At 64.5% G+C, this 21,951-nt stretch carries 24 protein-coding genes and 4 pseudogenes; 16 read left to right on the forward strand and 12 right to left on the reverse strand.

The window, feature by feature from the left end:
* From YO9_RS21295 to YO9_RS20510, 5 genes are all read right to left on the reverse strand, one after another.
* On the reverse strand, positions 1–104 hold a 104-nt coding region (locus YO9_RS21295), incomplete at its 3' end, for a DUF808 family protein (RefSeq protein ID WP_223286042.1).
* A 100-nt stretch (positions 105–204) separates the two neighbouring features.
* Positions 205–810, reverse strand: a complete 606-nt coding sequence (locus YO9_RS0103320) for an Abi family protein (RefSeq protein ID WP_396350717.1) — start codon at positions 808–810, stop codon at positions 205–207.
* A complete protein-coding gene (locus YO9_RS21300; RefSeq protein WP_396350718.1) occupies positions 747–974 on the reverse strand; it encodes an Abi family protein in 228 nt (75 codons plus the stop codon). Before YO9_RS21300 ends, YO9_RS0103320 begins: the two co-directional genes overlap by 64 nt.
* A gap of 343 nt (positions 975–1,317) precedes the next feature.
* Positions 1,318–1,698 carry a class I SAM-dependent methyltransferase gene (locus YO9_RS0103330; RefSeq protein ID WP_317259730.1) on the reverse strand — a complete coding sequence of 127 codons (381 nt, stop codon included), beginning with the start codon at positions 1,696–1,698 and terminating at the stop codon, positions 1,318–1,320.
* The gene (locus YO9_RS20510; RefSeq protein WP_317259731.1) at positions 1,677–1,901 is read right to left on the reverse strand and encodes a hypothetical protein; all 225 of its coding nucleotides are present in this window, start codon (positions 1,899–1,901) and stop codon (positions 1,677–1,679) included. The genes YO9_RS0103330 and YO9_RS20510 overlap by 22 nt, the downstream gene beginning before the upstream one ends.
* Positions 1,902–2,125: 224 nt before the next feature.
* Between YO9_RS20510 and YO9_RS0103335 the strand changes: the two genes are divergently transcribed.
* From YO9_RS0103335 to YO9_RS0103375, 11 genes and pseudogenes are all read left to right on the forward strand, one after another.
* Positions 2,126–2,428: an urease subunit gamma gene (locus tag YO9_RS0103335; RefSeq protein WP_031272590.1), complete on the forward strand. Its 303-nt coding sequence runs from the start codon at positions 2,126–2,128 to the stop codon at positions 2,426–2,428.
* Positions 2,429–2,437: 9 nt separating this feature from the next.
* Complete coding sequence (locus YO9_RS0103340) at positions 2,438–2,746, forward strand: urease subunit beta (RefSeq protein ID WP_016996234.1); 309 nt, start codon at positions 2,438–2,440, stop codon at positions 2,744–2,746.
* A gap of 12 nt (positions 2,747–2,758) precedes the next feature.
* A pseudogene (gene ureC, locus YO9_RS0103345) lies at positions 2,759–4,485 on the forward strand (urease subunit alpha).
* A gap of 60 nt (positions 4,486–4,545) precedes the next feature.
* Positions 4,546–5,030: pseudogene (gene ureE / locus YO9_RS0103350) on the forward strand (urease accessory protein UreE).
* 55 nt (positions 5,031–5,085) lie between these two features.
* Positions 5,086–5,784, forward strand: coding sequence for an urease accessory protein UreF (locus YO9_RS0103355; protein WP_016996235.1), 699 nt, complete (start codon positions 5,086–5,088; stop codon positions 5,782–5,784).
* A 57-nt stretch (positions 5,785–5,841) separates the two neighbouring features.
* Positions 5,842–6,453, forward strand: a complete 612-nt coding sequence (ureG, locus tag YO9_RS0103360; RefSeq protein WP_016996236.1) for an urease accessory protein UreG — start codon at positions 5,842–5,844, stop codon at positions 6,451–6,453.
* Positions 6,450–6,575 carry a hypothetical protein gene (locus YO9_RS19610; protein WP_262925558.1) on the forward strand — a complete coding sequence of 42 codons (126 nt, stop codon included), beginning with the start codon at positions 6,450–6,452 and terminating at the stop codon, positions 6,573–6,575. The genes ureG and YO9_RS19610 overlap by 4 nt, the downstream gene beginning before the upstream one ends.
* Positions 6,576–6,577: 2 nt before the next feature.
* A complete protein-coding gene (locus tag YO9_RS0103365) occupies positions 6,578–7,369 on the forward strand; it encodes an urease accessory protein UreD (RefSeq protein ID WP_016996237.1) in 792 nt (263 codons plus the stop codon).
* A gap of 13 nt (positions 7,370–7,382) precedes the next feature.
* Positions 7,383–7,832, forward strand: a complete 450-nt coding sequence (locus YO9_RS20515) for a HoxN/HupN/NixA family nickel/cobalt transporter (RefSeq protein WP_317259732.1) — start codon at positions 7,383–7,385, stop codon at positions 7,830–7,832.
* Positions 7,745–8,467, forward strand: coding sequence for a HoxN/HupN/NixA family nickel/cobalt transporter (locus YO9_RS0103370; protein ID WP_317259733.1), 723 nt, complete (start codon positions 7,745–7,747; stop codon positions 8,465–8,467). The genes YO9_RS20515 and YO9_RS0103370 overlap by 88 nt, the downstream gene beginning before the upstream one ends.
* A gap of 10 nt (positions 8,468–8,477) precedes the next feature.
* On the forward strand, positions 8,478–9,227 hold the full coding sequence (locus tag YO9_RS0103375; protein ID WP_016996238.1) for a sulfite exporter TauE/SafE family protein: 750 nt from the start codon (positions 8,478–8,480) through the stop codon (positions 9,225–9,227).
* A 65-nt stretch (positions 9,228–9,292) separates the two neighbouring features.
* On the opposite strand, the gene YO9_RS0103380 is transcribed toward YO9_RS0103375, so the two are convergent.
* The 5 genes from YO9_RS0103380 to YO9_RS0103390 form a co-directional block, all read right to left on the reverse strand.
* Positions 9,293–10,105, reverse strand: coding sequence for an MFS transporter (locus tag YO9_RS0103380; protein ID WP_223286037.1), 813 nt, complete (start codon positions 10,103–10,105; stop codon positions 9,293–9,295).
* Complete coding sequence (locus YO9_RS16595) at positions 10,072–10,500, reverse strand: MFS transporter (RefSeq protein ID WP_223286038.1); 429 nt, start codon at positions 10,498–10,500, stop codon at positions 10,072–10,074. The genes YO9_RS0103380 and YO9_RS16595 overlap by 34 nt, the downstream gene beginning before the upstream one ends.
* Positions 10,497–10,853 (reverse strand): FadR/GntR family transcriptional regulator, encoded by a 357-nt coding sequence (locus YO9_RS16600; protein ID WP_016996239.1) that lies wholly within the window; start codon positions 10,851–10,853, stop codon positions 10,497–10,499. Before YO9_RS16600 ends, YO9_RS16595 begins: the two co-directional genes overlap by 4 nt.
* Positions 10,854–10,875: 22 nt before the next feature.
* Positions 10,876–11,106, reverse strand: a complete 231-nt coding sequence (locus YO9_RS16605; protein WP_223286039.1) for a GntR family transcriptional regulator — start codon at positions 11,104–11,106, stop codon at positions 10,876–10,878.
* 68 nt (positions 11,107–11,174) lie between these two features.
* Complete coding sequence (locus YO9_RS0103390) at positions 11,175–11,969, reverse strand: rhomboid-like protein (RefSeq protein WP_223286040.1); 795 nt, start codon at positions 11,967–11,969, stop codon at positions 11,175–11,177.
* A 175-nt stretch (positions 11,970–12,144) separates the two neighbouring features.
* Here YO9_RS0103390 and YO9_RS0103395 point away from each other — a divergent pair, with 175 nt between their 5' ends.
* Complete coding sequence (locus YO9_RS0103395) at positions 12,145–12,645, forward strand: gluconokinase (RefSeq protein ID WP_016996240.1); 501 nt, start codon at positions 12,145–12,147, stop codon at positions 12,643–12,645.
* 286 nt (positions 12,646–12,931) lie between these two features.
* Here the strand turns inward: YO9_RS0103395 and rlmC are convergent, their stop codons facing one another.
* Positions 12,932–14,068 carry a 23S rRNA (uracil(747)-C(5))-methyltransferase RlmC gene (gene rlmC / locus YO9_RS0103400; RefSeq protein ID WP_031272597.1) on the reverse strand — a complete coding sequence of 379 codons (1,137 nt, stop codon included), beginning with the start codon at positions 14,066–14,068 and terminating at the stop codon, positions 12,932–12,934.
* A gap of 400 nt (positions 14,069–14,468) precedes the next feature.
* Between rlmC and YO9_RS0103405 the strand changes: the two genes are divergently transcribed.
* The 3 genes and pseudogenes from YO9_RS0103405 to YO9_RS0103420 all read left to right on the forward strand — a co-directional run bounded on the left by YO9_RS0103405 (position 14,469) and on the right by YO9_RS0103420 (position 18,885).
* Positions 14,469–15,083, forward strand: a complete 615-nt coding sequence (locus YO9_RS0103405; protein WP_016996242.1) for a hypothetical protein — start codon at positions 14,469–14,471, stop codon at positions 15,081–15,083.
* A gap of 722 nt (positions 15,084–15,805) precedes the next feature.
* A complete protein-coding gene (serA, locus tag YO9_RS0103415) occupies positions 15,806–17,002 on the forward strand; it encodes a phosphoglycerate dehydrogenase (RefSeq protein WP_016996244.1) in 1,197 nt (398 codons plus the stop codon).
* Positions 17,003–17,194: 192 nt separating this feature from the next.
* A pseudogene (locus YO9_RS0103420) lies at positions 17,195–18,885 on the forward strand (SLC13 family permease).
* Positions 18,886–18,978: 93 nt separating this feature from the next.
* On the opposite strand, the gene YO9_RS0103425 reads toward YO9_RS0103420, so the two are convergent.
* Positions 18,979–19,605 carry a Dps family protein gene (locus YO9_RS0103425; RefSeq protein ID WP_223286043.1) on the reverse strand — a complete coding sequence of 209 codons (627 nt, stop codon included), beginning with the start codon at positions 19,603–19,605 and terminating at the stop codon, positions 18,979–18,981.
* A gap of 230 nt (positions 19,606–19,835) precedes the next feature.
* On the opposite strand from YO9_RS0103425, the pseudogene YO9_RS0103430 reads away from it, so the two are divergent.
* Positions 19,836–21,894, forward strand: a pseudogene (locus YO9_RS0103430) (oxidoreductase).
* Positions 21,895–21,951: the final 57 nt, after the last annotated feature.

Below are 21,951 nucleotides of genomic sequence, written 5' to 3' on the forward strand. Positions count from 1 at the left end.
GCGCTCGCGCGACCGGCCGCCGCAGCGACGTCGTCAACGCTGGCCGCCGACAACTTCACGAGAGCGGCAATGTCATCCAGTAATGCGGCCAACCCAACAGCCATGACCGTTCCTCAATTCGGTGGGAAGCAATGTGTCTGGAGTAAGGGTAAGGCCAGATCGAAGGGATGATCGTCTACTACAGGCCCCCGTGTGGCTGGACTCTCACTCTGTAATTCCCCTGGGCGGGTCTTGCCACAGTGGGAGTTGCTGCCAGCCGTCAGGAAAGCCCATGTCCATCTGCGGGTCAAGGTCTGGAACTTCAGGGAATTCCTGGATCAGTGAACGCAACCGACACGGCCAACGACTATCCGGCGCAATATTGCGTACGAGGTAAGCCATGACCGCGAGCGTGCTGTAGAGCTTGTCACCCATTGGCTGCCCTGTGAGGTGCAGGAGGTCTTCAGATACTTCCGTTGGGTAGAGCTTCGGTAGCTTGGTTGTGAGTCTCCGGTTCCACAGCCGACTGTGATGGGCAGAAACATTTCGAACGTAACTCGTGCCGAGCAAGAGGGAATGCAACTTCTTTCCGCTCGTGACGCCCAACCGACGAGCAACTTCCGTTTGGTCGTCGTCCCGCATCATCGAGAACAGTCGGTTCATCGCCCCAAATTGGAAGAACTCAACGGCGACCCACACTGGCAAACCGTTGTCCCCGTACGTCTCCACATGGTGTCGAACGAAATCTTCGTTACGTGCATTGAACTTCAAATCACCGTAAGTTTTGAGCCAGCGCTCAACGCCGTGCGACCGTGTACATTCTTGGCACACTTTTTCCCATCTAGGGATTCAAGGTGTATGTGCCCCATCCGATCTCGACGCCCGAGAACGTAAGCCAGCCGGGTTCGAACTCCTACTTCAATAATCTCAGCGGCGTCGAGACACAGCAGCCGGAGTGAGCGGTCGAAGGACCAAGAGCCTCCACATGGTCCCAGGAAGTCCCGGGGCGGATTCTGTCATCACGAAAGCGCCTGCCCATCTGCTCCTCGTGCGGGAGAAGAATGCGGAAGGGGTACACATAGGCAGCCAGTCTGTAATAACCCACAGACGAGAGCATCTGAAGTGTTCGCTTCGGGTTGGGGCATTCGAGCCCACGCTCGGTCAACTTGGTCAGTTGCTGCTCGAACGTCAGATGCGGCTTGTTGTACTCCAAGTTTCGCCCCTAGAAACAGAAAACCGGCCCTTGCCACCCAAGGTGGTAGAGGGACCGGTGTTTATGTCGTCAGTTTACAGCTCGACCTCGACCGTCACAACTGGTCCACGGATGTAGGTGCGAAATCAGCGCTTACCCAACACCGCCACTAAGAACTCGCTGTCATCACTGAAGGGGCGCAGGTCCCAGGTCGACAATCGGAGCTGCGGCTCGAGACCGGCCACGGCGGCGTCGTCGAAGAATTCCTGGAACGGATAGCCGCGGCCCGCGCCGAAGCCGATCACCGCGCGACCGTCGTCGGCCAGATGTGTGGCGAAGCGTCGCAGCACCTCGACCCGCGTGCTCGGGGCGAGAAACGTCATCACGTTGCCCGCGCAGAGGATCGCGTCCAGGGGTTCGGCAATACCGTGTGCCGGAAGGTCCATTTCCGCGAGGTCGGAAACCACGTAGTCGGGGCCGGGGTAGTCCTCGCGCGCGGCCTCGATCAGGGCCGGGTCCACGTCCACGCCGACAACGCCGTGCCCCACCGCATGCAGGTAACCCGCGTTGCGTCCGGGGCCGCAACCGCGTCCAGAACCCGGGAGCCGCGGTCCACCATGGCGTCGACCAACCGGGCCTCGCCCACGATGTCGTCACCGGCGGCGGCCATTTGCCGGAACCGCTCGATGTACCACTGTGAGTGCTCGGGGTTGGCCTCGACCTGTTTCATCCACTGACTCTGTTCCACCACACGGCCAGCGTACCGAGCTGCGGGGACCGGTGCTGCATCCCCTATTGAAGGACCGGCCGCCATTTAACACGCACGAAACACAACGGTGCTTTTCCTGACTCACGGGTCTAACAACATGGTCATCGAACCGAGCGGTAGGTGGAGCTCACAACGTGAGCTCGCCGCGCTCGACCTTTGACCCACGGATGAACCACGGAGCCACCATGCACCTGCTACCGCGCGAGCACGAGAAACTCATGATCGTCGTGGCCGCGGACCTCGCCCGACGACGCCAAGCGCGCGGTCTCAAACTGAACCACCCCGAGGCCGTGGCGATCATCAGCTACGAGCTGCTCGAGGGAGCCCGTGACGGCCGCACGGTGGCGGACCTCATGAGCTGGGGCACCACCATCCTGACCCGCGAAGACGTCATGGAGGGCATCCCGGAGATGATCCACGACGTCCAAGTGGAGGCGACCTTCCCGGACGGCACCAAGCTCGTGACCGTCCACGACCCCATCCGATAAGGACTCCCCGTGATCCCCGGCGAATACCTGCTCTCCGACAAACCCATCCTGTGCAATCCGGACCGCCCCACCGTGGAACTGGAGGTCACCAACACCGGTGACCGCCCGGTGCAAGTGGGTTCGCACTTCCACTTCTACGAGGCCAATCCGGCGCTGGACTTCGACCGCGAGGCCGCCCGCGGTTTCCACTTGGACATTCCCTCCGGCACCGCCGTGCGCTTCGAACCCGGCGACCAGAAAACCGTGCGCCTGGTGACCATGGCGGGCGCACGCGCCGTCCACGGTTTCCGCAACGCAGTCAACGGCCCCCTCGACTAGGCAAGGATCCCCATGAGTTTCGAGATGTCCCGGCAGCAGTACGCCGGGTTGTACGGCCCCACCACCGGGGATGCCATCCGCCTGGCTGACACCGAGTTGTTCCTGGAGATCGAGGCGGATCACACGGTCCGCGGCGACGAAACGATCTTCGGTGGCGGCAAGGTCATGCGCGAGGGTATGGGTCTGAACGGCCAGGCCACGCGCGACGGCGCTCCCGGTGATCTACCCGTGGCCGACACCGTGATCACCAACGCGATCGTGCTCGATTACACCGGTATCTACAAGGCGGACATCGGCCTGCGGGATGGCAGGATCATAGCCATCGGCAAGGCCGGGAACTCCAACATCATGGACGGGGTGGACTTCACGATCGGCCCCGCCACGGAAGCCATTTCCGGCGAGGGGAAGATCCTCACCGCGGGCGGGATCGATTCGCACATCCACTTCATCAGCCCTGACCAGTTCGGTACGGCGCTGAATTCCGGGATCACCACCATGATCGGTGGCGGCACAGGCCCGGCGGAAGGCACCAAGGCCACGACCGTCACACCGGGCGCGTGGCACTTGACCAACATGCTGCGGGCAGTGGAGAACTTTCCCATGAACGTGGGCGTCCTGGGGAAGGGGCACGCGAGCGCCGTCGAGCCCCTGGCGGAACAGATCGAGGCCGGGGCGATCGGACTGAAGGTGCACGAGGACTGGGGTTCTACGCCGGCGGCGATCGACAACTCGCTGCGCGTGGCGGACGAATACGACGTTCAGGTGGCCATCCACACGGACACCCTCAACGAGGCCGGGTTCGTGGAGCACACCATCAACGCCATTGCCGGGCGCGTGATCCACACCTACCACACGGAGGGCGCGGGCGGCGGGCATGCCCCGGACATCATCAAGATCGCGGGCATGCCCAACGTGTTGCCCGCGTCCACCAATCCCACGCTGCCGTTCACGCGCAACACCGAGGAAGAGCACCTGGACATGCTCATGGTGTGCCACCACCTCAACCCGGACATCCCGGAGGACGTAGCTTTCGCGGATTCTCGGATCCGCCCGGAGACCATCGCCGCGGAGGACGTCCTGCAGGACATGGGCGTCTTCTCCATCACGAGCTCTGATTCCCAGGCCATGGGCCGGGTGGGCGAGGTGGTGCTGCGCACGTGGCAGGTCGCCGACAAGATGAAGAAGCAACGCGGCAAGCTCCCCGGTGATAGCGAGCGCGGGGACAACGCTCGCTCAAGCGCTACATCGCCAAGTACACGATCAACCCGGCGCTCACCCACGGGATTTCGGAGCACGTGGGCAGTGTGGAAGTGGGCAAGCTGGCGGATCTGGTGTTGTGGGACCCCGCGTTCTTCGGGGTGAAACCCACCCTGATTCTCAAGGGCGGTCAGATCGCGAGTTCGGTCATGGGCGATCCGAACGCCTCGATCCCCACGCCGCAGCCACAGTTGATGCGCACCGCCTTTGGTGCGTTGGGCTCGGCGGTGTATTCCTCGTCGATCACGTTCATGTCCCAAGCCGCCGTGGACGCTGGGCTGCCCGAGCGGCTAGGCCTGCGCAAGATGGTGGAGCCCGTGCACGGGATTCGATCCCTACAGAAAGCTGACCTTCCGTTCAACGGGGAAACCCCGCAGCTCGAGGTGGACCCGGAGACTTACGAGGTGCGAGTGAACGGCCAGATCATCACGTGCGAACCCTCGGACGAGTTGCCCATGGCGCAGCGTTATTTCCTCTTCTAGGCCCGCTTTCCAGCTCGATTTTTCGGGCCATTCCCCGCCGACTTTTGAAAGGAACCACCCATGATCGTTGAACAGGTGATCGGCAACGTGGCCGACCTGCCACCCGCCGAACGCGAGAGCCTCCACGTGGAGAAAGTGGTCCTGCCCAGCGCCGACCTGGTCAAGCGCATCCAACGCGTCACCACGGATCACGGCCGCACCCTGGGCTTGCGCTTGAATTCCCCGCACGGCCGGGACGGTGATCTGAAGGACGGGGACATTCTGCTCCGCGACGAGTCCGGCGTGGTCGCGGTGTCCGTGGAAGCCACGGACGTGCTGGTCATCGCCCCGCGCTCCATCACGGAAATGGGCGTGACCGCGCACGCTTTGGGCAACCGCCATTTGCAGGCCCAGTTCTTCGACGCCTCCTCCGAGTACGCGCCCAGATCATGGTCGTCCAGTTCGATCACACCGTGGCCGACTACCTGAACGCCCAGCAGGTCCCCTACCAGCGCCAGGACCGCGTGATGCCCGTTCCGTTCCGGCACGCCGAGCACACGCACTAGGACTTTTCATGCTCAGTTCGACGACGCCGCACGAGCCTTACTCGCGCTCCTCCAGTTGTGCGATTCCGCCCTCCCCACGGGCGCGTTCGCGCACACCTTTGGCATGGAGACGTACCTCCAGAGGGGCACCGTGCACGATGAGGCCACGTTCCAGGAGTGGCTCGCGCAGTTCGTGGATCACCAGTTGGTCTACGCGGACGGGCTGGCCGTGCGGTTGGCTGCGGAGTCGTGCGCTGCGCCTGGCTCTGGCTCTGGCTCCGGCCCTGGAAAGGATCCTCGAGCAGGCATCGACTTCCTGATCGAATTGGATGCCCTCATGTACGCGCAGGCCCTGCCGTCGCAGGTCAGGCAAGCCGGTTTGACCATGGGCAAGCGGCTGCTCGACATCGGTCGACTCTCGCTGCCCGGCCCCTGCCTGGAGAGCTACGCCGCACAGGCCGACGCCGGAACATGCCACGGTCACCAGGCCATTGCATTCGGGCTGATTGGCACGGACCACGGCGTTCCCGCTACGTCACTGGTGAGCGCCTATTTGTTCTCCACGGTCACTGCATTGATGCAGAACGCAGTGCGCGGAATCCCCATCGGCCAGAACGCAGGGCAGCGGGTCCTGGGGGACATGCGTAGTCATGTCACCCGAGCGGAACAGCAGATTCACGAGCTGACCCTGGATGACCTGGGCGCGGTCTCCCCCGGACTGGAGATCGCCCAGATGCAGCACGAGAACCAGCGAGCCCGCATGTTCATGAGCTGACCACCGGCTCACCACCCACCCAGCACTTCGCACAGACAGCGCAAGGAGATTTTCACCATGAACGCCATCAAAGTTGGCATCGGCGGACCCGTCGGAGCGGGTAAGACTCAGCTGATCGAACGCCTGACCCGTGCCCTGAGTGACGAGATGTCCCTGGCCGCGATCACCAACGACATCTACACGATCGAGGACGCCAAGATCCTCTCGCAGAACAGCGTGCTGCCCCTGGACCGCATCATCGGTCTGGAAACCGGCGGCTGCCCACACACCGCCATCCGTGAAGACACCTCCATGAACCAGGCGGCCATCGACAAGCTGGAGGCCGAGCACCCTGATCTGGACGTGATTTTTGTGGAGTCCGGCGGCGACAACCTCTCCGCCACGTTCAGTCCCGAGCTGGTGGATTTCTCGATTTACATCATCGACGTGGCCCAGGGCGAGAAGATCCCCCGCAAGGCCGGTCAGGGCATGATCAAGTCCGACCTGTTCATCATCAACAAGACGGACCTGGCACCGCACGTGGGTGCGGACCTGTCCGTCATGGAATCGGATTCCAAAGACTTCCGCGGTGACAAGGCCTTCTGCTTCACCAACCTCAAGACCGACGAAGGCCTGGAGCACGTCATCCAGTGGCTGCGTCACGACGTACTCATGCTGGATTTGGCATGAGTTCCCCGTCCCTCACGGTGCTCGGAACGCACCGCCGACGGGCCGCAACGAACCTGCGGGCCTGGCGCGAGCGGCGTCGTCGTCCGCGGAAAGCGGCACCTGGCGTGGCGAACTGGACCTGACCGTGGCCCCGCGCGCCGGGCGATCCGTGGCCGTGCGGCAGTTCCATCGGGGTTCGCTGAGGGTGCTGCGGCCGCACTATCTGGACGCGTCCGGGCAGGTCACGTACGCGGTGGTCAATCCCGGCGGCGGGTATCTGGACGGCGACCGCTACCGCACGACCCTCGTTCTCGAGCCGGGCGCGGATCTGCTGTTGACTACGCAATCGGCGACCAAGGTTTATCGCTCGCCGCGCGACCACACGCTGCAGGAAACCGACGTGCATCTCGGTCCCGACAGCCGGCTCGAATACCTGCCGGACCAGCTGATCGCCTATCGGGATGCGCGCTACGACCAGGTCACGCGCGTGGCCATGGAGCCGTCGACGAGCCTCGTTCTCGCTGACCTCGTCACGCCCGGTTGGTCACCCACCGGCGAGCCGTTCCGCTACGACCGCGTCCGCCTGCGCACCCACGTGAGCATGGCCGGGCGTCCCGTGGTGGTCGACAACCTGCTGCTGGAACCCGGCGCCCATGGTCTCGACGGTCTCGGATTCTTTGAGGGCTATACGCACGTCGGCTCGCTTTTAATGATTGATCCCCGCGCCGACGACGCCGCTCTGGCCGACGTCCGCGCCCTCCTCACTGAACGCTCCAGCCACCTTCGAGCCGGTGCCACTGCAACGCCCGTGCCCGGTATGGCCTTGCGTGTCCTGGGACGTTCCACGCCCGAGGTCTCCGAGGCCATCGAGGCCGTGGTCAATCTGCTGCGCGAGCGCTGGTTCGGGCAGGGCGCCGTCAATCTTCGTAAGTACTGAACAGGAGAATTCCGTGTCATCACTCTCGACTCTGAACCCCGCTGTGGGCCGCCCATCGGTGGACGATTGGCCGTTCCGCACGCGCGTGCTGTGCACCTTGGGCGCCGTGGCGCTGCTTCATTTGGTCGCGCTGGGGCTGTGGGGCCTGGGAAGCCTGGGTGGCTCAGTGCCGCTGGCCATCGGCCTGGTCATCACCTGTTACCTGACCGGCGTGAAGCACAGCTACGACTGGGATCACATTGCCGCGATCGACAACTCCACGCGGCGCTTCGTCGGGCAGGGGAAACGACCCGCGAGCGTGGGCCTGGCCTTCAGCATGGGGCACAGTTCCGTGGTGATTCTGGCCGGAATTCTGGTGGTGCTCGGGCGACGTTCGTGTCCTCGTTCATTTCCGAGGGGACCGCGGCGAACACGACTCTGGGGATCATCGGCGGCACGGTGTCCGGGGTGTTCCTGCTGTTAATCGGTCTGTACAACGCGGGCGCGTGTGCCCACAGTTGGCGGCTGCGCCGGCGGGTTCGCGACGGCCACGCGGTGAGTGAGGATGATCTGCAGGCTCAGGGTCTGGTCTCACGAGTGATGGCCAAACCGTTGGCCCGGGTACAGCGGCCCCGGAACATCTTCACCCTGGGGTTCTTGTTCGGGCTCGGTTTCGACACCGCCAGCACCATTTCTCTGTTGGTCCTGACCGTCTCCGCTTCCGTGGCGGGTGTGTCCGGGTGGACGTTGCTGTCCCTGCCGTTCTTCTTCGCCGCGGGCATGTGCCTGTGCGACTCGCTCAACGGACTGGCCGTGCTGCGTATGTACCGGTCGGCCTGGCGCGATCCCGCTCGCAAGCTGGGCTTCAACACCGCGATCACTGGCCTCTCTGCGGCCGCCGCGCTGTTCATCTCGATCATCACGCTGGGCGGGGTACTCAACACGGCGTTCGGGCTGAGTGACCCGGTCACCTCGTGGCTCGCGAATGTCGATCTGGGCGATGCCGGGCTGCTCCTGGTCGCTTCACTGCTGGTGGTTTGGGGTGGGTTCGCGTTGGTCCGGAAGGCACGGTACGGCGCGAGCTCAGATGTAGGCTCGGACCAGTTGAACCGCCCGTAGAAAGTGCCCCATGCTCATCCTCACCGCCGCGCTGATCGCTGTCCTCGTGGGCAGCATCCTGCAACGGGTCTCAGGTATGGGCGTGGGGTTGGTCGTAGCTCCGGTGTTGTCCCTGCTGATGGGCCCCGCCACGGGCGTGCTGGTGACCAACGCGGCCACGGTGTGTTCGGGATTCATGATCACGCTGTCCGTGCGTCGGATGGTCGAGTGGAAGCACGCGGCCATTCTGATCGCATCCGCGCTGCCCGGTGTCGTTTTCGGTGCGCTCGTGGTCAGTTGGGTCTCTGCCGAGTGGCTTCAGATCGGTGTGGGCGCGGTGGTGCTCCTGGCGTTGGCCATCACCAAGTTCTCCCGCAGCACGGGTGATGTGAAGCAGCGCAAGGCCGTGGTTCCAGCCGGTCTGATCGGCGGATTCTTCAACTCCACGGCGGGCGTCGCGGCCCCGGCCATGGTCGTGTACTCACGCATCACCAACTGGGACCAGTTGCGATTCGCCGCCACTATGCAACCGGTGTTCATGTCCCTGGGGGCGCTGTCCGTGGGATCCAAAGTGCTCGCCGGCGTGCCCTTCGTGCTGCCGGTTCCGGTATGGGTGGCCGTGGGCTCCCTCATCATCACGATCTTCGTGGGCATCCGCATCGGCACGTGGCTCTCACGCCGGATGGATAAGGCCGCGGCCTCCAAACTGGCGATGACGCTGGCGGCGGTGGGCGGCGTCGTCGTCATGGTGCGAGGCGCGTTGGCTCTGATCCTGGCGTGACGGTTTAAGGTTCCCTATCCCCGATTCCGAGGCGGAAATCGGGATAGGAACCACAAATCATCCCGCTACCGCCGCGCGGGCAGCTCACGCACCTCGTGGCGCTTGCCGTAGGCCATGATGCCCAGGCAGACGACGGCGATCACCGCGCCCGAGAGGAACAGCCATGGGTAGGTGGTGACCTCGGAGATCACGGCGAGAACCATGGGCACGAAGAAGCCGATGTAGGTCAGGGAGTAGAAGACCGCGGTGAGCCCGGCCAGGTCGTCAACGCGCGCGATGCGCTGGACCTCTTGCAGGCCGGAGACCAACACCAGGCCGTAGCCGCAGCCCAGGATTGCCGCAGAAATCAGCACGACCGGCAGCGATAACGTGGCGGACGCGAAGACGGCGCTGAGCATGCCAATGACCACGGCGATCATGCCGACCACCAGGGAGCGGATGGAGCCGTCGCGGTCCAGGCGCTTGCCCAGCGGTTGGATGAAGAAGCCGAAAGTCAGACAGACCAAGCACAACAGACCCGAGAAGGCGATGCCGTAATCCGGGCCGACAACCTCCGCCATGAGGGCCGGAAGGATGGCGTAGCCGGAGGCCGCGCAGCCGAAGACCCACGGGGCGGACGGAGCGACCACGAACCAGAAGCGATGCTGTTTGGCCGCGGGGATCTTCAGATCGGACCACAAGGAACCGATGTGGCGACCGGTCTCACGCGTCTCCGGCGCACCGGCCACCAGGAACACCGTGGGAATGCAGATCAGAATGTTGATCAGGTAGGGCAGCACCGTTTGTAGCGGAGCGAACTGTGCCAGCGTGGCGGCCACGGCGGCGCCCAGGGCAAAGCCGGCGGTCAGTGACAGAGACGCACGGCGCGCGCCGGACACCTTTTCAGGGTGAGGTTCGTACGGGCGCCGGAGAGTTCCTTGACCCACGACGTTCCCACGGCCATGCCCAATCCGAGAGCCACACCGGATAGAACCCGGCCGATAAACAATATGGTGAGGCTGCCCGATCCCAGTGCCAACAGCCCGCTGCCCAACATGGCGATGATGGGCGCGGGGATCATCAGTGCTCGGCGGCCGTGACGGTCCGACAACGGCCCGCCAATCAACAGGGCCGGAACGATACCCAGCACATACGCGGCCAGGAGCATGTCCACGGCGACCTGGTCGAAGCCCTCCACGTGGCGATACATGACCAGTAGCGGCGTGAATTCATTGCCACCCCAGGCGACCGCGAACAACCCAGCGGCAACCCGCGTCCAGGGTTTGATCCTCATTCGACGATTCCTTCATAGACGTGGCGCAGGTGATCCGACAGCAGCTCCCGCACTCGCTCCGCCTGACCGTTTTCGACGGCGCGGACGATCTCGCGGTGCTGATCCAAAATCTCGGAGGCTTTTTCATCCACGGTGCGAACGGCCGTGGCGATCAGCCGCATCTGCCGGTCACGCAGCCCCGAGTAGAAGGAGCTGAGCAGTGAGTTCCCAGCGGCCTCGACGATCGCCGTGTGGAATGCGGCATCCAACTCGGTGAACCGTTCCGTGCCGACTGCCTTGGATTGCTGCTCAAGTAGCTCGTTCAAGGTGGCGGGCAACGCAGGGTCCGGAGCGCCGCAGCCACGCAACCACATTCGACGACGCGGCGCGCTTCGATCACTTCCCGCGCCTCGGACGGACCCACCGGAACCACCAGGCACCCCGCTTGGGGTAGAGCCGCATGAGTCCCTCGGCCTGCAACCGCAGGAACGCTTCACGCACCGGAGTGCGGGAGACGCCGAGCTCGTCCGCGACGATTCCTTCGGACAGAAGTTCACCATCCAACTCCCCGGTCAGGATGCGCGCCTTCGCGTGCGCGTACGCGCGTTCCGCTGCGTTGGTTGGCACAGTTCTCCCCGGTCATTGGTGCTTAGATACAAGATGCATGCTAAGCGCGCATGAGGGGGATCACCAATTCACTCACCCTGCGAAGGCGGTGTGGGCGGCAGCGGCGGCAGCCGGTCTTCCTCTGCCGCGGCGATGCGTCGAGCGCGGACCACTGCCGTGTGGCGCCGTCGTGCGGCGGGGCGCACCAGGGGGTAGCACGCGAACCCCAGGAGCGCACCGATCGCGTGCCCCAATGCGGTGCCGTCGAAGAACCACGCCAGGTTGGCGGCAACCACCAGGACGACCAGCGCGGCCCAGATGAAGCGCCGTCGGCGAGTGCCCAGGTATGTGAACATGGCCGCGAGCGCGGCGAATCCGTAGCTGGCCCCCACGTCAATGCCGTGTGCGGCGGACTCACCGGCCTGGCCCGTGGAAATTGCACCCCAGGTCAGCAAGGCCACCAGCAAGGAGGCTCCCACGTGCCCGATGGCGAACCCCGCCATGATCCGCGCGCTGCCGAATCGGTGCTCAAGCCTCGCAACGACCACCGTGAACAGCACCCACCACACGATCAGCTCAAGCGGCGAGACGTACAGGGCACTGCGAATCAGCACCGTGACCGGTGAGGTGGTCAGTTCGCGCAGTGAGGTGGACTGCTCAGAAAGGAAGGCCGCGCGCAGCCGCCCGTTGGCGTTGGAGAGCAACCAGGTGGTGAACGTCAGCAACCCCAGGTACAGGTATGTTGCCGGCGCGCCCTTGAGCCACGCGCGTACCTTGTACCCGTGGCCTTCTCGCCACCGGGTGAACCACGCGGTTCCGGGCCAATGGTGTTCCACGGCGTACCACAGCACAATTGCCAGCACTATGGCTGCCAGAGTGATCACGGGGTCATTGTTCTCCCCTCAACCTGAGGCCAACCTGTGACGCACATGGGCGACCTCTTTGACACCGTCCGCGGCAACTCATGAGAATCGATGACATGAGCGCAGATCAGCGGGACCCCCGCCTCGCCACTGGCACTTCATCCAACCGCCTTGCCGACCGCACGGTCCACGACTGGTGAGCGCCGCCGTGACGTTGCTCAACAAGGTAGAGCCACTCGTGGTGGTCATGGGTGTTTCGGGGTCGGGCAAGACGACCATCGGAACCCTCGTGGCCCACGAGCTGGGTGTGGAATTCATCGACGGCGACAGTCTGCACCCCATCGCGAACGTGCAGAAAATGGCTTCCGGAACTCCTCCCAACGATGACGACCGGTGGCCCTGGCTCGAGATCGTGGGCCGGAAACTCCACGAGCACGGCCAGCAGCAACAGGGTCTGGTGATCGCCTGTTCCGCGCTCAAGCGGGTCTACCGCGAGCGCATCCGTTCGCAAGCTTCGGGCGCGTTGTTCCTCCACCTGGACGGCTCCCTCGAGGTTCTGACCGGGCGGCTCGAAGGGCGCAGCGGGCACTTCATGCCGCCAGCCCTCTTGCAGTCGCAGCTCGACACGCTGGAACCCCTCGAGCTGGAAGAGGGCGGGTACCGACTAACATCGACCAGCCCGTCGAGGCCATGGTGAGCGAAGCCGTCACCAAGCTCCGCGCCATCGCGGAGGCCCAGGCGTAACACCTCCGCCTCGCTCACCACCGGCGACGCCGCCGCGACCGTTCCCTTCCGAGGGTCTGGTCGCGGCGGCGTCGCCATTAGTATGTGAGGCCCGCAGTTGTAGGAGCGCCATCGCCGGATGCTGACATTTCGGGCTGAGGTTCGCGCTAGATTCGGGCACCTCGACATTCCCGGCCGAGGTACGTCGAGAAAACCCACGATCCGCTGCGTTCCTCTACCTCAGATGTCCGAGGGCGCACCTATCCGCGCCGCTTCAGCAGCACCGCCACCTCGTAGTGGCCGGTGTGCGGGAACATGTCGAGCAACCGCGCCTCGACCGGTTCCAACGATGGCATGCGGCCCAAATCCCTCGCCAGGGTCTTGGCGTTGCACGACGAATACACCACGGTCGGAACCCCGGAGCTCTCCAGCCACTCGCACAATCCCGCATCCAGTCCGCGCCGCGGGGGGTTCACGATCGCCAGGGCGGGGGCGGGTCCGGAAGGTACGGCAGCGGCGTCGTCGGCAATGAAGCGGACGGAACCCGGGCCGGATTCGGGAAGACCCAGCGCGGCGGCGGTGTCGCGGGCGGAGGCGACGGCGTCGTCGGAAATCTCTGTACCGGTCACTTCACGTGATGAAGAAGCCACGTGCAACGCGAACCCGCCCACACCGCAGTAGACATCCCAGACGGTACGCGGCGAGGCGCGGTCCACCCACTCGCTCACCTGCCGGTACAACTGCGCGGTGACCTCGGTGTTCGTCTGGAAGAACGACCGCGGCCGCACCCGCAACGGAATCTCGTTGACGGTCATGATCAGCTCAGTCTGCTCGGTGAGCATGATTTCTTCGGGACCCTCGATCACGGCCTTGTGGTCGGGCTGAATGTTCACGGACACCACGTCCGCGTGGGGCACGAGCTCGCGCAGCAACGACAGGTTGTCCCGGATCTTGGGTAGCTGCTGAGTGGAACGCAGCACGAACCGCACCATGAGCCGACCGTCCGGCGAGCCCGTGACGATCACGTGCTTGATCTCCCCGCGCCGCTTGTTCACGTTGTAGGGCAGCAGCCGCACGCGCGCGATGAACTCGGCGAGCGCGTCCAGAGCCACCGAAATGGGCTCGGGGTAGAGCGGGCAGTCGCGCAGGTCCGTGCCGGAACCGTTCTGGTCCAGGATGCCGAGCGTCGGATCGCCCACGGACCCGGCGACGACCATTTTGGCCTTGTTGCGGAAACCCGCCTCGCGCGAGGTCACCGGCTCGAGCCAGCGCGGATCACCGTGCGGCGTCACCAGCTCCTGCACGAGTCGCTGCTTGTCGGCCACCTGCCGCGCGTACGGCACCTCGATCACCGTGCACGACCGGCAAAGTCCCTTGTTGTAATAACCGCAATCCACGCGATCGAGTCTACGGTCCGCACGTGACCTCCCGCTCCGGCCGCTGGTCCTCCACTGGTCCGCGGGCGGCAAGCGTGGCACGGTGGTTACCTACACCCGCCCTCCACCGGAAATCCGAGATGACCACACGCAACCCTTCCCCCGCCGTGATGATCGGTCGCAAAGATCCCGCTCTCACCGTTCGTCCCGTGGACTACGCCTCCTGGAAGCCGACGACGCCGCCCCCTGCCTCCGACACGCAAGGCACCGACGCGTCGTCGTCACCTGGTGCCCCTGTATCCGGGGCTGCCAATGCGCTGTGGCTGGTCCTCCGAAACCTGGGCCGGGTCCGCGAAAGATCGGGGACGCTGCTCCGTCTCCGGATGCCGTTGCTCCGTCCCCGGAAACCATTGAGTTGAGCTTGGATCCGTTGATTGCGCACTTCGTGGAGCAATTGCGGAAAGGTGTGCAGCCGAGCATCTCGACACCGGACTCAGCGGTCTACACGGCCGACTCCTCGGGCACCGGCACACCCGCTGAGCTGGACGTGCCCGCTTCCGGCGTGCATTCGCAGGGCGTATGGGACGTGACCGAGGATCAGTTGCGCGTTGTGGTCACCGACCCCGAAGACACCTGGACCGCCGACCTCGGTCGCACCGACTACTACGTGCGTCAGAGCCTGTGTGTGCAGGTCAACCGGGCTGAGCACCGCGTGGTCGGCATCTACCGCAGCGGTTGGGCGCTCGCCCGCCGACCGGACGAGACATGGGCCGATGGCCCCGACTCCCTGGACCGCATCGGCGCGAAACCCGGCGGCAGTGGCACGCGGTATCCGACCAACCGTCGTGAGCTGTTGGCGCGGCTGAAGACCGCGGGCTTCCACGTGACCACCTCCGGGCCCACCCACGGCAAGATCACTCACCCGGAGGTTCCGGGCCGGTTCATTCCGTTCTCCTCGACGCCGTCATCCCAGCGCTATGGGAAGCACGTGACCACCGCGGTGAAGCGGGTGTTCGGAATCGATCTGCGGGGTTGAGCGGGGTTGATAAGTCAGCTCTGTCGCAGGTCATGCGCGGTGTCACTTGCAAAAATCGGCCCGCGCTCCATGCACGCCCCACAGGAACCCGGTGTGCCATCGCAGTGCGAAACTGGCCGAATGGCCAGAATGATTAGCCAACCGGCCAGAAATTTTCATGCAAACGTCAGGAAATACTGGCCAAAAGTCAGTGTTCGACGGCAAGCGCAGCTTCATACCGTGATTACTGCCGGGTAACGCTTCCGGCTCACAGGAGCGTTCCGGCGTCTACATTCACTCGCTATTAGGAGAAGCAGCGCATGGAAATTTTCACCTCGATCATTCAGGCCCTGAGCACCATTTCGGGCGTCGTCCTGGAGTTCCTCAAGGCCTTCGGCGTGGCCGGCTGACTCAGCGCCTAACTCCCCCTCTGCTGGCGGTCGTCGTTGTACAACGGCGGCCGCTGGTCGTTGAACTGGGGTCCGAACGGGAACGACCGCCCCCGTGCAGGACCGAGCCGAGCGGCGTCGTCGTCCTGAGTGTCGATAGCACCCTGATCGACACGTGAGGTGCCGCTGGAACCCTTAAGCCCAACGCCAAAGGTTCTCAGGACACCTCAGGTGCATCGCAGGGTCCCAACACCGCATGAGGTGCGTGCACCAGCGACCGCCGCCCAGCCCACCCCCGCACGTAAGGCTCCGTAGCGGAGAAAACCCCGCGAATGCACGCACTAGGATGTCCGTGTGAAGGCCTTACTGCTTGAGAACATCCATACCGACGCCGTTGACCTCCTGCGCAGCCGCGGAGTTGAGGTCGAGACCCGCAAGGGTGCGCTGGACCCCGCCGAGTTGAAGGAAGCGCTGCACGGCGTGGACATGCTGGGGATCCGATCGAAGACCCAGGTCACGCGCGAGGTGCTGGAAGCGCACCCGCAGCTGCAGACCATTGGTGCGTTCTGCATCGGCACCAACCAGATCGATCTGACCGCCGCCACGGACACCGCCACCGTGGTGTTCAACGCGCCGTATTCCAACACCCGATCCGTGGTGGAGCTGGCGATGGGCGAGATCATCGTGATGGCGCGTCACCTGACCGACAAGAACAAGGCGATGCACGAGGGCGTGTGGGACAAGTCCGCCAAGGGCTCCCACGAGGTGCGCGGTCGCACGCTGGGCATCGTGGGCTACGGCAACATCGGCAAGCAGTTGTCCGTGCTGGCCGAGGCGTTCGGCATGAAGGTCTACTACTACGACACCGTGGACCGTCTGGCCATGGGCAACGCCACCAAGTGCGACTCCCTGGACGAGCTGCTGCAGTCGGTCGAGACCGTGACCCTACACGTGGACGGCCGCCCCAACAACGCCAACATGTTCGGCCGCGAGCAGTTCCGCAAGATGCGCCCCCGTTCGCTGTTCTTGAACCTTTCGCGCGGTCACGTGGTCGATCACGAGGCGCTGCGTGAGGCCCTGGTTTCCGGTCACGTGGCCGGTGCCGCGGTGGATGTGTTCCCCACCGAGCCCAAGGCCGCCGGGGACCCGTTCACCTCGCCGCTGCAGGGTCTGCCCAACGTGATTCTGACCCCGCACGTGGGTGGATCGACCGCTGAGGCACAGGAGAACATCGGCCAGTTCGTGGCCGGCAAGCTCATCGACTACACCCGCAACGGTTCAACCAGCTTGTCCGTGAACTTCCCCGAGGTTCAGCTGGACCCGGAGATCGTGGGCACCCGTCTGCTGCACATCCACAGCAACCTGCCCGGCGTGCTGGCCCGCGTGAACTCGGTGCTGGGCGAGCACGGCATCAACGTGGACCGCCAGCAGTTGGTCACCAAGGGCCAGACCGGTTACCTGGTCACGGATTGCGGCAACGGCGTGACCCCGGAGGTCGTGAAGGCCATCGAGGCCCTCCCCGAAACCATCCGCGTGGCCACGGTCAACTAGCGCCGCCACCCCCGCTGGCACACCTATGAACAAGGGAATGCCAGGGACACCTCGAGCCAACGGCCCGTCCCGAATCACCGGGGCGGCGTTGTGACTCGTGACCCGCCGGGCGTCAAGGTTCCGGGTGAAACACTCAGTAACTTCATAGAATAAATACCACGTAATTCCCATCACAATGACGTGGAGATCCCCATGAGCCACCCAGCGGTGCCCGGCGCGCACCTCAAAGACTATGATCCAGATCCGCACCGCGGCGAGGAAGTCAATTTCCAGTCCCCCGGCGAGCGCGCGGAGGCTGAGGACCACAAGACTCACCGCATCAAATGGCTCGGCCTGATCGCCGGTCTTGCCCTGGCGCTTCTCGTGTACTTCCTGATGCCCGGCGACGTCGCTCAGGGCGCCCGCCTCACCGCCGCCACCGCCGTGCTCATGGGCACGTGGTGGATGACCGAGGCGCTTCCCCTTCCTGCCACCGCATTGGTGCCGTTGGTCGTGTTCCCCGTTCTCGGTGAAGACGTCAAATTCGACGATGTCGGAGCCTCCTACGGCAACAACGTGATCTTCCTGTTCATGGGCGGCTTCTTACTGGCCCTGGCCATGCAGCGGTGGAACCTGCACCGCCGCATCGCGCTGCTGACCGTCAAGGTCATCGGCACCAAACCCACGCAGATGGTCGCGGGCTTCATGGTGGCTACCGGCTTCCTCTCCATGTGGGTGTCCAACACCGCGACCGCCGTGATGATGCTCCCGATCGGCGTGTCCGTTCTGCTCCTGGTCACCAAGATCGGCAACGGCACGGACGCGGCGCGGACGCCACACCGGCCGATTCCGCTTCCGATTCACCTCGGACAAGCAACGACGACGCCGCCCCGGCCAGTTCCGACGCCGACCCCGGCTCTGAGGTCGACCCCCAGGACAGCTCGGTCAAGCAAGAGATCATCAAGTCGAACTTCGGCACGGCGCTGATGCTGGGTATCGCTTACGCCGCGTCCATCGGGTCCCTGGGCACCATCATCGGCACCCCGCCGAACACTCTGCTGGCCGGTTACCTGGCCGACGCGCATGACATCCAGATCGGCTTCGGGCAGTGGATGCTCGTGGGTGTGCCCCTGGCGGTCGTGATGCTGGCGATCTGCTGGTTCCTGCTCACCAAGGTGCTGTTCAAGCCGGAGATCACCGAGATTCCGGGTGGCAAGGAACTCATCCAGGACGAGCTCAGCAAGCTGGGCCCCATGTCTTCCGGCGAGAAGCGCGTGCTGGCCATCTTCATCCTTGCCGCCGTGTCCTGGGTCTTCGTCCCGATGATCTTCGACACTCCGCCGATCTCCGACGCCGGTATCGCCATGACCATCGGCCTGCTGCTGTTCTTCTGCCCGGCCGGTGCTGCACGCGGCGTGCGCCTGCTGGACTGGGATTCTGCGGTCAAGCTCCCCTGGGGTGTGCTGTTGCTGTTCGGTGGCGGCTTGGCGCTGTCCGCTCAGTTCTCCAGCTCCGGGCTGACCGAGTGGATCGGTGAGCAGGCACAGGGCCTGGGTGGCATCCCCATGGTCCTGATGGTGCTGATCTTCGCGACCGGCATCCTGTTCCTCACGGAACTGACCTCCAACACCGCGACTGCCGCAACCTTCCTGCCGGTTGCCGGTGGCGTGGCCATGGGCCTGGGCATCGACCCGATGCTGCTGGCCATTCCCGTTGCGCTGGCCGCGACCTGCGCGTTCATGCTTCCGGTGGCCACCCCGCCTAACGCCATCGCGTTCGGTTCCGGCTACGTGACCATTGCGCAGATGATTCGCGGCGGCATCTTCCTCAACCTGATCGCCATGGTGCTCATCACCCTGGTGACCATGACGCTGGCGGTGTGGGTCTTCGGGCTCACGTACTAGCGTTCACAGGTTCACAGCCCGGGAGGGCTAGAACGCAGTGAGGGCCCGGATCCATTTGGATCCGGGCCCTCACTGCGTTCAGACGGAAGAAGATTACTTCTTCTTGTCCGACTTCTTATCACTCTTCTTGGTCGACTTGCTGGCCTTGGCGGGCTTGCTGGCCTTCGTCGACTTGGTCGACTTAGCGGACTTGCCCGACTTGTCGGTGGTCACGGAGTTGGCGGCGGCCTTCTCGGTGATGGCGCGGGCGTTCTCCAGCTGGCCGGACACGGACTCGATGTGCGAGCGCATGAACCACTGGAACAGCTCGAGTTCCTTGACCTGGCCGATCAGCATGTCCTCGGTGATCGGATCCACCTTGCCGGCCTTCTCGATGGCCTTGCGGTGATCCTTGATCACGCCGGAGTAGACCAGGTCCAGTGCGGCCAGGTGCTCCACGCCGGTGGCGCGCATGACGTCGTAGTCGTCCCACTTGCGGGAAGCGACGATGGCACCGGGCAGACCGTTGGGCGAAACACCCATGGTGGCCATGCGCTCAGCGACCTCGTCCACGAAGCCGCGAACGGTCTCGATCTGCGGGTCCAGCATCTCGTGCACGGAGATGAAGTTGGGGCCCACCACGTTCCAGTGCGCGTGCTTGAGCGTCAACTGCAGATCGTTCAGGGCATTCAGACGCTGCTGCAGCGTATCTGCCAAGGCGTGACCCTCGGTGTTGGTCAGACCCGGAACGGTGTAGCTGGCGTTCTTGTTGGACTTCTTAGCATGTGAACCTCCTTGTGCACCCGGCGTACAAAAACTCGCCGCTTCATGGTGCGGTTTATTTTGATGTATTCATAATAACAACTTCACGGATGCTTCACCAGGCAGGACGGTTCGCCCGCGGAGTAATTAGTGACGCGACTCACTCATCCCCTACTCTTGGAGCAAGTACCTGAGACTTGGAGTATCGGATGACTGCGCCCTACCCCCACTTACTGTCCCCGCTCACCGTGGGTTCCACAACCCTTCCGCACCGCGTGATCATGGGATCCATGCACACCGGCCTCGAGGAGAAGGAGGGCGGTGAGCACGAACTCGCGGCCTTCTACGTCGAGCGTGTTCGCGGCGGCGCGGGCCTCATTGTGACGGGCGGTGTCTCGCCCAATGCCGAGGGAGCCACGCGCAAGAACGGCGCCCACCTCAGTTCCGAGGACCAGTTACCGCGTCACCGAGTGGTCACCGATGCCGTCCATGATGCCGGCGGTTTCATCGCTCTGCAGCTCATGCACTCCGGTCGCTACGGCATGCACGAGCACGCCGTGGCCCCGTCACCCATCCGCGCACCCATCAACAAGGTGACGCCGCGAGAACTGTCCGACAGCGACGTCGAACGCACCATCGATGATTTCGCCCACGCGCGCAGCTGGCCCAACAGGCCGGCTACGTCGGCGTGGAAATCATGGGCTCCGAGGGGTACCTGATCAACGAATTCCTGGTCGAGCACACGAATCAGCGCACCGACCGCTGGGGTGGCTCGCCGCAGGCCCGACGCCGCTTTGCCACCGAGATCGTGCGGCGCGTCCGCGAGCGCACGGGCCCGGGTTTCCTACTCATGTACCGACTTTCCGCCCTGGATCTGGTGCCGGACGCCCAGGAATTCGAGGACGTCCTGGCCCTGGGCCGGGAGGTCGAAGAGGCCGGCGCGTCGATCATCAACACGGGCATCGGTTGGCACGAGGCCCGGATTCCCACCATCGCCACGAGCGTGCCAGGCGCGGGATTCACGTGGGTCAGCCGAGCACTGCGTGAGAACCTGAGCATCCCGATCTCCACGGTCAACCGCATCAACACCCCCGAACTGGCGGAAGAGGTCCTGGCCCGCGGCGACGCGGACCTCGTGTGCATGGCCCGCCCGTTCCTCGCCGACGCCGCTTTCGTCGCCAAGCGCGCGAAGCACAGCCGGACCGGATCAACACCTGCATCGCGTGCAACCAGGCGTGCCTGGACCACACCTTCACGGGTCAGCGCATGTCCTGCCTGGTCAACCCGCAGGCCATGCGGGAAACGGACCTGATTCTCGGCCCCACACGCACGGCCGAGAAGATTGCCGTGGTGGGTGCGGGCCCCGCGGGCCTGGCCTTCGCAGAGGCCGCAGCAGAACGCGGTCATCGGGTCACGTTGTTCGAGGAGCAGCCAGAACTCGGTGGCCAGTTCCAGCTGGCCCGTCGCATTCCGGGCAAGGAGGACTACGCGCACACGATCCGCTATTTCACCACCCGCCTCAAGGATCTGGGCGTCACGGTGCGCACCGGCCACCGGGCCACGGCCCAGGATCTGGCCTTTGCGGACCGGGTGGTCATTGCCACCGGCGTCCATCCCCGCCAACCCGGCATCCCCGGCGACACCGGCCCCACGGTGCTCGGTTATAAAGAGGTCCTGGAGGGTGCGCCGGTCGGTCAGCGGGTCGCGGTGATCGGGGCAGGCGGCATCGGGTACGACGTCGCGCACTTCCTCACGCACAATCCCTCCGCGGACTTCTATGCCGAATGGGGCATTGATCGCTCACTGGAAGCGCGTGGCGGCCTGTTGGCACCCGCGCCGGAGCCCCCGTTGCGTCAGGTCACGGTGTTGCAGCGCAGCACCACCAAACCCGGCTCACGCCTAGGCCCCACAACCGGTTGGATTCACCGCTTGGAACTGCGCATGGCCAACGTGGAGTTCATCACCGGCGTGGAATATCAGGAGATCACCGACCGCGGTATCCGCGTCTCCGTGCCCGCCCCGGAACCGGCCGGAGGGCACACCCAGGAGGGCGGCGGCGTCGCCCTGGAGAGCCCGCGCACGGAAACCCTGGTCGAAGTGGACACCGTGGTGCTGTGCGCCGGACAGGAATCTCGCAACGAGCTCGCCCTTGAACTGGCCGGGGATTCGCGCCCCGTCCACGTGATCGGCGGAGCGGATGTCGCTGCAGAGTTGGATGCCAAACGGGCCATCAAGCAGGCCGTGGAACTGGCAGCGGCCCTGCCCTGAGCACGCACCGGTAGGTGCGGCCAGGCAGAGCCGCCGTTGAAGAACTCATGGCCGGAG

The organism is Kocuria atrinae C3-8, from assembly GCF_000286355.1.
GTDB lineage: Bacteria > Actinomycetota > Actinomycetes > Actinomycetales > Micrococcaceae > Kocuria > Kocuria atrinae_A.